Origin of the sequence: Rhodoplanes elegans, from assembly GCF_016653355.1 — a bacterium.
GTDB lineage: Bacteria > Pseudomonadota > Alphaproteobacteria > Rhizobiales > Xanthobacteraceae > Rhodoplanes > Rhodoplanes elegans.
The window spans coordinates 1-10,999 of sequence record NZ_NHSK01000022.1 but is presented as its reverse complement, the minus strand read 5'-3'; the positions used below and the strand labels follow the sequence as shown (position 1 = coordinate 10,999).

Below are 10,999 nucleotides of genomic sequence, written 5' to 3'. Positions count from 1 at the left end.
CGGCCGCCCCCGCCCCGGCCGCGCCCGAGCCCGGCAAGCGCTTCGCCATCGAGATCGGCGGCCCCAACAGCATCGACAGCCTGCGCGGGCTGTGGGCCAAGGTGCGCGACAGCCAGGCCGGCGAGTTCCTGAGCGAGGTGAAGCCGGCGATCGCGCTGCGCGAGGGCGGCAAGCCCGGGCTGGTCGAGATGCGGCTCGTCGCCGGGCCGGTGGCGAGCGCGCTCGCCGCGTCGCGGCTGTGCGCGTCGGTCGCCATCGCCGGCGTCGCCTGCCGGGCGACCAGCTACGACGGCCAGATGCTCGCTTTGCCCTGACGCACGCGGCCTCGCCGCGCAGCGACGCTTCGGCGCGCTTGCGCCGACGGGGCGATCGGGGTTCTCTGCGGACCGGACGGCTTTGCAGGCTTCGTCATTCCGGGGCGCGCCACCCGGACGGCGCATGCGCCGTCCAGGCGCAGGCTCCGGCGCGAACCCGGAATCCAGCGGCGAACGCCATATCCTGGGCTGGATTCCGGGTTCGGCGCGGTGCGCCGCCCCGGAATGACCGGACCATGCAAAGCCCTCGATGGACGAGAGCAAAAGGCCCCATGCGAACCCGCTTCCTGCCCTCCTGCCGCGCCACCAACGGGCTGATCACGGTCGGCTTCCTGGCGCTCGGCACCGCCTTGTGGATCCGCTACCTGGTGGTCGAGAACACGCCGGTCGGGCTCGCCTGCGACGCCGGCACCCACGCCCACACCGGGGTCTGCACGGTGCGGCTGGTGACGTCGCGGCTGTTCAATGTCGGGGTGTTCGGCTGGGTGGCGCTCGGCGCCGCGCTGATCAACCTGATCCGGCCGTCGGTGTTCATGCTCGCCATCGGGCTCGCGGCGAGCGCGCTCGGCGTCGTGCTCTACAATGCCGGCCTCGCCGGCACCGGCGCCGCTATCTTGGCATTGAGCCTCGCCCGCCCCGCACGCGAAGAAGCGTGACGGCGAGGAGGACGAAGACGACGGCGAGCCACACGGCCTGCCAGTTCGCGACCGTCTCGTTGAGCACGATGAACCCGGCCGACAGCGCGAGCGTCACGGCCATCACGGTCTCGGCCGCGCCGCGGCCGCCCGTCGTCTCGGCCTTTCCGGCCGGCAGCACCGCCATCAGCAGGAACGGCAGCGTCGCAGCGGTGAGGGCCGTGAACGGGAAGTCGCGGTAGCGCGGATCGAAGACGAGGCCGAGCGCCGTCTGCACGGCGAGCACGGCGGTCAGCACCAGGAGCCAGGCCCCGGCGGTCGCGAGGGCGTCGCCGGTGCGGTCCGGCCGGCCGCCGAGCGCCAGCACGAGGCCGGGCGGCCGCGTGCCGCGAACCAGGAGCCCGGCGCCGACGATCGGCGCCGCGAGAGCGACCAGCGCGAAGCCGGCGCCCCGCACCCAGCCTCCCCAGCCGAGGCTCTCGACCATGATCTTCTCGGCCGTCCAGCCGGCCAGCGCGCCGCCGACGACGGCGTCGATCATCACGGCGCCCCACACGGCCACGCCGATCCCGGTCCGCCCGGGCCCGGCGACCAGGAGGGCGGCGCCGAACACGGCCAGCACCACGGCGATGCCGAGCCCGGCCTGCTTCACCCAGCCGGGATGATCCGACACCGGCTCGCCGACCAGGAACTTGGGCGTCCGGTCTCCGGCCGTGAGGATGCCCCAGTGGCCGCCGACCGTGCCTTCGAGGATGCGCTTCCACGGCTGGTCGAAGGCCTCGATGACGTTGACCCGGAACCCGCCCCGGGCGGCGCGGGCGAGCACGTCCTGCACGACGAGCGCCTCGTTGGAGAGCGACGGCAGCGCGGCCTCGCGCATGCGGCCGGCGCTCGGCCAGCCGACCTCGCCGACCAGGATGTCGCGCCCTGGAAACACATCGGCGACCTTCCTCACGATCGATTCGACATGCGCGCCCGATTCGGCGGCCGAGATCGGGATGTCCTCCCAGTACGGCAGGATGTGGATGGTGATGAAGTCGACGGCGGAGGCGAGGTCGCGGTTGCGCAGCCAGAACTCCCAGACGTCCGCATAGGTGACCGGCACCGGCACGGCCGCCTTAACCTCGCGGATGATCGCGCCGAGATCGGCGGCGGAAAGCTCGCCGCGCAGCAGCACCTCGTTGCCGACCACCACCCTGCTGATCACCTGCGGGAAGCGCTTGGCCAGCGCGATCGTGCCGGCGATCTCGGCCCGGTTGAGCTCGCGGTGGCTCGACAGCCACAGCCCCTGCAGCACCTTCAGGCCGTGCTTCTCGGCGATCGCCGGCACCTGGTCGAGGCCGTTACGGATCGAGTAGGTGCGGATGCAGCGGGTCAGCGGCGCGAGCCGCGCCAGATCCTCCTCGATCTGCCAGGGCTCGATCTTGAGCGTGAGATCGAACGGATTCTGGGCGCTGCGGAACGGCGCATAGGAGATGCATTCGAGCTTGCGGTCGGCCGGCGGCGCGCCGGCCGCAACCGACCCGACCGGGACGGGCCGGCCGAGCCACCACCAGAACCCCGCCACGAGCGCGACGGCGACGACCAGAAGGCTGAGCGGGAGACGCATGGAGGCTTCCGTGGGAGAGCGACCGGCAGGTGCCTACCGTGCCGCCGGCGCCGCGCCAAGAGGGCCGTGCGCCGCGGGCCGTGCGCCGCGGCCCGTCGCGGGCGTCGTCCCGCCACCGCGCAGCGCTTTCGGAACCGGTGCCGGAGGGCGTGTCACACGACGGACGAGGACGACCGGGATTGCAGCGCGGACAAGTGGACAAGACGATCCGTCCGTCGCAAGATTGACATTGTCGCCATGCCGTAATGCCGCTCCGGTCCATGATGGTCCACGCCGTCCTGGACGAACTCGCCCAGGCTCACAGCACATCATGCCTCTTTCCGGTTCGCGCGTCGCTGCCGCCGCCGTCGCTGCAGCATTCCTCTCGTGTGCCGCACTCCTTTCGCCGGCCGCCGCCCAGGCGCCGGAACAGAAGCCGCCGGAGCCGCCGGCGCAACAGCAGCAGCAGCCGGCCCCTCAGTCGCCGCAGCAACAGCCGCCGGCCGATCCGGCTCGCACCGAACGCAAGACGCGGGCGGACCAGACCGTCGAGGCCGGCCGCGCCCTGCAGGGTCCGGCCGCCGCCGCCGAATGCGTCTGGCTCGGCGAGCGGGTGGTCAGCCTGCTGTGGCGCGACGACCTCGACACCGCGTTCCGGCACCTCGAACTCTACGATCGTTTCGGCTGCCCGGGCGGTCACGTTCAGACGACGTTCAGGTGCGTCGTGCGACAGGGCAACATCGACCCGAAGGCCACCGAAACCCTGAACACGCGTGTGCATGCTTGCTGGCTGAATCCGGATACCGCCCCGGCGGCTCCGGCCGCGGCCGCGGCGGCTCCTGCTCCCCAGCAAGGAACGAACCCGCGTTGACGTCGTTTACGGGGCTGTAAGGTTGCGCTGCATGGCGGTCGGGTCGCCCTGAATTCGCCATGTCCAAAGTCTACTTGAAGAAGGCCGCGCGGTATCCATATGGTGCAGCGCAAGGCCTTTCCCGGTCGAGCCTAGGGGACAGGCTCGAGACCGATCACCTCCGCCCCATTCGGTAGAGAAGAGACCATGCGCTCCGTCGCTGCGGTGGTCGCGCTCGTTGCGTGCTTGCACGCGGGCGCGTGGGCCATCTGGCAAAGCCAGAGCTCGGCCCCCAACGTCTCCGGACCGTTGACCAGCGTGTCCTACTCGCCCTTCGAGGGGCATCCGGAAGAGGGCAACCGTCCCACCACCGAGCAGATCCGGAACGATCTGAAGGTGCTGTCGCCTTACACAAGGGCGATCCGAACCTATTCGGCCACCGGCGGCGCCGAGCTGGTTCCCCCGGTCGCCAACGAGTTCGGCCTGAAGGTCGCGGTCGGCGCCTGGCTCGACGGCGACTTGAAGCGCAACGAGCGCGAGATCAAGTCGGTCGTCGACCTCTACCGCAAGAACCGCAACATCAACGCCATCGTGGTCGGCAACGAGGCGATCTACCGCGCCGACTTCAAGAAGAAGACCGAGACGGCCGGCGGCGCCACCGTGACGCGCGACCTCTCCGAGAAGGAGCAGGTCGGCGAGCTGATCCGCTACATCCAGCAGGTGAAGCGCGAGGTCGGCGGCAACGTCCCGGTCACCACCGGTGAAATCTACTCGACCTGGCTGAACCACCCCGAGCTCGCCTCGGCCGTCGACTTCATCGCCGTCCACATCCTGCCCTACTGGGAAGGCTTCTCGGCCGGCGAGACCGTCGATCTCGCGATCAACAACTATTACAAGCTGCGCGAGGCGTTCCCGGGCAAGCGCATCGTCATCGCCGAGTTCGGCTGGCCGAGCGCCGGCTACAATCGCCGCGCTGCCGAGCCGGGCCGCGAGATCCAGGCGACGCTGCTGCGCGATTTCGTCGCACGGGCCGAGGCGCTGGGCATCGACTACAACATCATCGAAGCGTTCGACCAGCCGTGGAAGACCTTCGAAGGCTCGGTCGGCGCCTATTGGGGCCTGTTCGACGCCGCCCGCCAGCCCAAGTTCGCCTGGACCGGCCCGGTCTACGACCCGGCCTTCGTCACCCTCGCGGTCGTCGCCGTGGTGGCGAGCCTCGTGGTGTCGCTGCCGATCCTGTTCGTGACCGGCGCCACCCTGCTGCAGGCCCTCACCCTCGCGGTCTTCGCCAACATCGTCGGCGCCTGGACCGGGGTCGTCTGGGACTACTGGAGCGGCCACTACTTCGTCATGGGCCAGGCGATCGCGCTCGGCATCGGCGTGCTGCTGATGATCCCGCTGGTCGTCATCGCCATGTGGAAGATCGACGAGATCGCCCAGGTGCTGTTCGGCCGCGGCCCGCAGCGGCTGGTCCGGCCCGGCACCAAGGCGCCGGAGGGCTTCGCCCCGAAGGTGTCGATCCACGTCCCCGCCTATTACGAGCAGCCCGAGATGCTGAAGGCGACGCTCGACTCGGTGGCGCGGCTCGACTACCCGAACTTCGAATGCGTGGTGGCGATCAACAACACCACGGATCCGGCCTACACGGACCCGATCGAGGCGCACTGCCGCCTGCTCGGCGACCGCTTCAAGTTCCTCAATCTGCAGAACGTGAAGGGCTTCAAGGCGGGCGCGCTGCGCATCGCCATGCAGCACACGGCGCCGGACGCCGAGATCATCGGCCTGATCGACGCCGACTACACGGTCACGCCCGACTGGCTGAAGGACCTGGTGCCGGCCTTCGCCGACCCGCAGGTCGGCCTGGTGCAGGCTCCGCAGGACCATCGCGACGGCGAGAAGACGCCGCTGCACCACATCATGAACGGCGAGTATGCCGGGTTCTTCGACATCGGCATGGTCCAGCGCAACGAGGTCGACGCCATCGTCACGCACGGGACGATGTGCCTGATCCGCCGCGCCGCCATGGACGACGCCGGCGGCTGGTCGTCGGACACGATCTGCGAGGACACGGATCTCGGCCTCACCATCTACGAGCAGGGCTGGCGCGCCCTCTACACCAACCGCCGCTACGGCCACGGCCTGCTGCCCGACACGTTCGAGGCGTTCAAGAAGCAGCGCCACCGCTGGGCCTATGGTGGCTTCCAGATCGCCAAGAAGCATTGGCGCCGGTTCCTGCCCGGCATGAGCAACCTCACCGCGGCGCAGCGCCGCGAGTTCCTGCTCGGCTGGGTGAACTGGATGGGTGCGGAGAGCCTCGGCGTCGTCGTCGCGATGCTGAACCTCCTGTGGGTGCCGGTTGTCGCCTTCGTCGGCATCGCGATTCCCGACAAGGTCCTGACCATCCCGATCCTGGCCGCCTCGGTGGTCTCGATCCTGCACTTCACGACCCTCTACCGGTCGCGGGTGAAGATCGGCCCGCTGCAGGCGACGGGCGCCATGCTGGCCGCCATGGCCATGCAGTGGACGGTCGCCAAGGCGGTCGGCACCGGCCTGATCAAGGACCACCTGCCCTTCGTGGTCACGGCCAAGGGCGGCAAGACCAAGAAGCGGGTGTCGTTCCCGGCCTTCGACGAGGCGGTGTTCGGGGCCCTGCTGCTGATCGGCGCCTTCATCGTCTGGGCGACGAATCACGAGAGCGTCCGCGAGGTGAACCTGTTCGCGATCGTCCTCGTGGTGCAGAGCCTGCCGTTCCTGTCGGCGGTCGCGCTGGCCGGGCTCGAGGGTTCGCCGCTCAACGACTTCGCCGTCTGGCGCAACCTGCAGGCCCGCACCGCCGAGCTTCTCGGCCTCGCCCCGCGGCGCCCGGTGCCGGTTCGCCGCGCCGAGCCGGCCATGACCTCCGACAAGGCGGTCGAGCCGGCCCAGTGAGCCGACGGTTTTTCACCGCGTTAAATCGAAAGGCCCGGCTTATGCCGGGCCTTTTTTGTCTTGAAGCGCTGCTCGTCGCTTGGAACTCGGCCTCGTGTCCCGGACGCGCTGGCGCGCGAAGCGCGGCAGCGCGAGCCGGGACCTAGGGGCCGCAGACCAGGACCATCCGGAGGGCGGCCGCAAAGGGCGACGCCTCGACGTGTCGCCCCTGGGCCCTGGCTCTGCGGCGTCTCCGGCCTGGGGCCGGAGGCGCCTTGTCCGGGGCACGCGGCCGCGGAGCGGCGGCCCCGCCCCCACCCTCACCCCGGCAGGGCGGTCTCGACGAGGCGCACCCAGTACGAGGTGCCGTACGGGATCACGTCGTCGTTGAAGTTGTAGGCGGGATTGTGCAGGCCGGCCGAGTCGCCGTTGCCGACGAACACGAAGGCGCCGGGCCGCTTCTGCAGCATGTAGGCGAAGTCCTCGGCGCCCATGAAGGGCGGGATCGTGGTGTCGACATTGTCGGCGCCCGTCACGTCGGCCGCGATGCCCGCGGCGAACTCGGCCTCGCGGGCGTGATTGACCAGCACCGGGTAGCCGCGCCGGTACTCGAACTTCGCCTTCGCCCCGTAGGCCTCCGCCGTCGCCGCGATCATCTTGGTCAGCCGCGCCTCCAGGAGGTCGCGGACCTCGGGCGCGAGGCTGCGGGCCGTGCCGAGCAGCTTCGCCGTCTGCGGGATGATGTTGTCCGTCGTGCCGGACTGGAACAGGCAGATCGACACCACGGCGTTCTTCAGCGGGTCGACGTTGCGCGACACGATCGACTGGATCTGATTGACGATCTGACAGCCGACCAGGATCGTGTCGACGCCGAGATGCGGCCGCGCCGCGTGCGCGCCCACCCCCTCGATGTCGATGCGCAGCGTGTCCTGCGCCGCCATGATTGGCCCGACCCGGGTGGCGAAGCGGCCGACCGGCTGGCCCGGCCAGTTGTGCATGCCGTAGACCTCGTCGATGCCGAAGCGCTCGAACAGGCCGTCCTCGATCATCGCCTTGGCGCCCGCCCCGCCCTCCTCGGCCGGCTGGAAGATCACCACGGCCGTGCCGGCGAAGTTGCGAGTCTCGGCGAGATGGCGGGCGGCGCCGAGCAGCATCGCGGTGTGGCCGTCGTGACCGCAGGCGTGCATCTTGCCGGGCGTGGTCGACTTGTAGGGAAGGTCGCCGAGCTCGTCGAGCGGCAGCGCGTCCATGTCGGCCCGCATGCCGATCACCTTGCCGCCGCGACCCTTGCCGCCCCGGATGACCCCGACCACGCCGGTGCGGCCGAGCCCGGTGACGACCTCGTCGCAACCGAAGGCCTTCAGCTTCTCGGCCACCACGGCCGAGGTGCGCGGCAGGTCGTACAGAAGCTCGGGATGGGCGTGGAGGTCCCGCCGCCAGGCCGTGATCTCGGCATGAAGGTCGGCGACTCGGTTGACGATCGGCATCTCTTCCTCGTTCGGCAAAAGGCTTTGCCGCAGTATCGCGCGGGGGCCCGCCGAAGACCACACGCAGGCCGGCGATCCCGGGTCCCGCCCGATGCATCGCCTGAGGCGACGCCCGGGCCGCCGGCACCGCCGCGTCCGCACGACGTCGCATCCACACGTCGTCGGCGGCGACTTGCCACGCCGGGGCCGGGTCTTTACACACGGGCGCGCAGGAGCCCGTAGCTCAGTCGGTAGAGCACGTGACTTTTAATCATGGGGTCCCGGGTTCGAGTCCCGGCGGGCTCACCACCCATTGCCGATCATTCGTACGGCTCGGAACGATGCCAATGACCGACCTCACCGCCGCCATCTCCGACGAGGACGTCCGCAAGGTTGCCGCCGCCCTGCTCAAGACGGCGGTCGAGACCGTGTCGGAGGAGGACGGCGGCGCCGCCAACAAGTGCAAGCTGTGCGGCGCGTCGGCCTCCTGGCAGCACCCGGTCGAGGCGATCGTCCACGCGCCGGACTGCCCCGTCGTGATCGCCCAGCGGATCGTCGCGACCGCCAAGGTGCAGATGCTGCGCCCCTGACGGCTGCGCCCAGCGCCGGAGCGTCCCGCGACGCCGACAACAGCCTCGCTGCGCCCCCTCGCGTGCCATCCCTGTGACGCGACGGTATTGGCGTACACGACCGCTGCGACAATGCGCGCGGTTGTACTGGCGGCTTCGTGAAACCGCGTGATCCCGCCTTCGGCCTAGCCTGTTCGATGGTGGACGACCTCTCGTGCAAGCGGCCGCGACGAGCCGCAGGGTCGTCCCGCATGCGCAGATGCCGTCGAGCAGACGCCAAAGGGAGGACTGCATGTCGACACTTCACGTCTTCGCCGGATCGGTCGAGCACCCGATCCGCCCCGCGATCCGGCGCATCGGGCTGGCCGATCTCGGCGATGCGCTCCGCCGCGGCATCGACGACTTCCGCGCCATGCCGAGCCATGTGGTGTTCCTGAGCCTGCTCTATCCGATCGTCGGCCTGGTGCTGGCCCGGATGAGCTTCGGCTACGACGTGGTGCCGCTGCTGTTCCCGCTGGTCGCCGGATTCGCCCTGGTCGGTCCGTTCGTGGCGCTCGGGCTCTACGAGCTCAGCCGCCGCCGCGAGCAGGGCCACCCGGCGGGCTGGCGCGACGCCTTCGGGGTGCTGAAGAACCCGTCGATCGATTCGATCGCGATGCTCGGCGGCCTCCTGATGCTGCTGTTCGTGGTCTGGCTCGCCGTCGCGGAGGGCCTGTACGAGAGCCTGTTCGGCTACGGCTCGCCCGAGTCGCTGTCCGGTTTCCTGGCCGACGTGTTCGGCACCGCGCACGGCCGCACGCTCTTGATCGTCGGCAACGCCATCGGCTTCGTCTTCGCCCTCACCGTGCTGGTGATCAGCGTGGTGTCGTTCCCGATGCTCCTCGACCGCGACGTCGGCGCCGTCGGCGCCATGCACACCTCGGTGCGGGCCGTCGCCAAGAACCCGGTCGCCATGGCGGCGTGGGGCCTGATCGTCGCGGTCGCGCTCGCCATCGGGTCGCTGCCGTTCTTCATCGGGCTCGCCGTGGTGCTGCCCGTGCTGGCGCACGCGACCTGGCACCTCTACCGCAAGGTCGTGGTCTGAGCTGAAGGCTCGGCCGCGCACAAGCGAGCGGCCGGTCTGCGCTGCCCAAACGTCTGCAGATCCACTTTGCAGCCAGGGTGAAAGCCTCGTGTCCCGGGCGCGACGCGACGCGTCGCGAACCGGGACCCAGGGCGCCCATTCGAAGCTTTAGCCGAGATGCCCGTCGTGCCGCCCCTGGGCCCCGGCTCTGCGACGCGTCAGGCCTGCGGCCCGACGCGCCTTGTCCGGGGCACGGGGTCGAAATCCGACGGCGGCGCCCCACCCCTGTCGCCGCGCGTGGTCTATTGGCCAGCCGGAGGATCGGCATCGCCCATGCCGCAGCCGCGCAGGGCGCTGAGGATGCTCAGCGTCGTCGCGTTCGGGCAGTAGTTGCGCCAGTCCTGCCAGGCCGGATCGGCGAACTCGTCGGCGAGATCGCGGGCGCAGCGGCCCGGGACCGGACACGTCGCGCACAGCCGCCGGAGCATGCCGAAGGCGCGCGGCTCGCTGCAGTAGAGCTCGTCGGGATCGAGGCGCAGCGCCCGCATCCGCCGGCACAGCAGAAGGTCGTCGACCACGGCGCTGCCGGCGGTGCGGAAGCCGTCGTCGGCGCCGTCGTCGCCAGGGTCGGAGGCGAAGTCCAGCACCATGTCGGCGAGATCGTCGAACCCGACGTCGTCGGCCGCGGCGTCTGCGATGATGCCGCCGGCGGGCGTCGCGTCACGGCGCTGCGCCACCGCGGGCGGCCGGTCGTGTCGCATGCGAAGAATGACGGCCAGCTCAACCCAGGACCGTTGTGGTTGAGGCATGCGGCCCTCCTGACAAGAGTCCCGCCCCGATCGTGCGATGAAAATTATACACGTTCGCTGTGCGGCAGCTAATTCATTCGCCGCATGTGACCGCTCGCGGTCGTTATACGTGGGCGCGCGGATTAGCGCGCGGGCGGGGCGATCCCGCGCGCCGCTCCGTCAGGCCGGCTTGGGAGCGTCGGGCTTGGGAAGCCGCGACGGCACCTTCACCCAGGCGTCGCCGTCGAGCACCACCTCGCCGGCGACCGTGCAGGTGCAGGAGATGCGGGCCCGACACTTCTCCGGCATCAGCTCGGCGATCTCGAGCTTGACGTGGACGGTGTCGCCGATCCGCACCGGCCCGCGGAAGTTCAGGGTCTGCGAGATGTAGATGACGCCCGGCCCCGGCAGCCGCATGCCGAGCACGGCCGAGATCAGGCTCGCCGTGAACACGCCATGCGCGATGCGCGACTTGAACATGGTCCCGGCGGCGTACTCCTCAGACAGGTGGATCGGATTGTGATCGCCGCTGACGTCGGCGAAGGCGCGGACCGCCGCGTCGGTGACGGTGCGCTCCAGCGTCTCGCTCATGCCGATGGCGAGATCCTCGAAGAACAGGCTGCGCGGCTCCAGAACAGTGTCGGCCATGGTGCGGTCTCGATCCCGGTTGGGTGCGATGCATCAAACCGAAGAGCACCATGGGATGTGGCCGAACACAAGCCGACACTGGCGGTCGCACGAGGCTATCCCCCGTATCCCGACATGCGAGCGGGCCGCCCGAGGGCGGCCCGCCGTATCGTCTCGATCAGAGCCCGAGGA

At 70.1% G+C, this 10,999-nt stretch carries 9 protein-coding genes, 1 tRNA gene and 1 pseudogene; 7 read left to right on the top strand and 4 right to left on the bottom strand.

The window, feature by feature from the left end:
- Window positions 1-314: pseudogene (locus CCR97_RS01360) on the top strand (hypothetical protein); the annotation flags it as partial.
- 272 nt (window positions 315-586) lie between these two features.
- The gene (locus tag CCR97_RS01355; protein ID WP_111358863.1) at window positions 587-970 is read left to right on the top strand and encodes a hypothetical protein; all 384 of its coding nucleotides are present in this window, start codon (window positions 587-589) and stop codon (window positions 968-970) included.
- Here CCR97_RS01355 and CCR97_RS01350 read toward each other — a convergent pair.
- Window positions 924-2,558, bottom strand: a complete 1,635-nt coding sequence (locus CCR97_RS01350; RefSeq protein ID WP_111358862.1) for a glycoside hydrolase family 17 protein — start codon at window positions 2,556-2,558, stop codon at window positions 924-926. The two genes, CCR97_RS01355 and CCR97_RS01350, sit on opposite strands and share 47 nt — an antisense overlap.
- Before the next feature lie 310 nt (window positions 2,559-2,868).
- Between CCR97_RS01350 and CCR97_RS01345 the strand changes: the two genes are divergently transcribed.
- Together CCR97_RS01345 and CCR97_RS01340 are read left to right on the top strand one after the other, a co-directional pair.
- The gene (locus CCR97_RS01345; protein ID WP_201159243.1) at window positions 2,869-3,408 is read left to right on the top strand and encodes a beta-1-3, beta-1-6-glucan biosynthesis protein; all 540 of its coding nucleotides are present in this window, start codon (window positions 2,869-2,871) and stop codon (window positions 3,406-3,408) included.
- Window positions 3,409-3,594: 186 nt separating this feature from the next.
- On the top strand, window positions 3,595-6,315 hold the full coding sequence (locus tag CCR97_RS01340; RefSeq protein WP_111358861.1) for a glycosyltransferase: 2,721 nt from the start codon (window positions 3,595-3,597) through the stop codon (window positions 6,313-6,315).
- Window positions 6,316-6,614: 299 nt separating this feature from the next.
- On the opposite strand, the gene CCR97_RS01335 is transcribed toward CCR97_RS01340, so the two are convergent.
- Complete coding sequence (locus CCR97_RS01335; RefSeq protein ID WP_111359818.1) at window positions 6,615-7,781, bottom strand: M20 aminoacylase family protein; 1,167 nt, start codon at window positions 7,779-7,781, stop codon at window positions 6,615-6,617.
- 212 nt (window positions 7,782-7,993) lie between these two features.
- Here CCR97_RS01335 and CCR97_RS01330 point away from each other — a divergent pair.
- From CCR97_RS01330 to CCR97_RS01320, 3 genes are all read left to right on the top strand, one after another.
- A tRNA-Lys gene (locus tag CCR97_RS01330) sits at window positions 7,994-8,069 on the top strand.
- 38 nt (window positions 8,070-8,107) lie between these two features.
- Window positions 8,108-8,350: a DUF3222 family protein gene (locus tag CCR97_RS01325; protein WP_170146043.1), complete on the top strand. Its 243-nt coding sequence runs from the start codon at window positions 8,108-8,110 to the stop codon at window positions 8,348-8,350.
- A gap of 271 nt (window positions 8,351-8,621) precedes the next feature.
- Entirely contained in the window at window positions 8,622-9,413 is a 792-nt protein-coding gene (locus CCR97_RS01320) for a DUF2189 domain-containing protein (RefSeq protein ID WP_111359820.1), read from the top strand.
- A gap of 281 nt (window positions 9,414-9,694) precedes the next feature.
- Here CCR97_RS01320 and CCR97_RS01315 read toward each other — a convergent pair whose 3' ends face one another.
- Window positions 9,695-10,201 carry a hypothetical protein gene (locus tag CCR97_RS01315; RefSeq protein ID WP_146618914.1) on the bottom strand — a complete coding sequence of 169 codons (507 nt, stop codon included), beginning with the start codon at window positions 10,199-10,201 and terminating at the stop codon, window positions 9,695-9,697.
- A gap of 159 nt (window positions 10,202-10,360) precedes the next feature.
- A complete protein-coding gene (locus CCR97_RS01310) occupies window positions 10,361-10,828 on the bottom strand; it encodes a MaoC family dehydratase (RefSeq protein WP_111359822.1) in 468 nt (155 codons plus the stop codon).
- Between the last annotated feature and the right edge of the window lie 171 nt (window positions 10,829-10,999).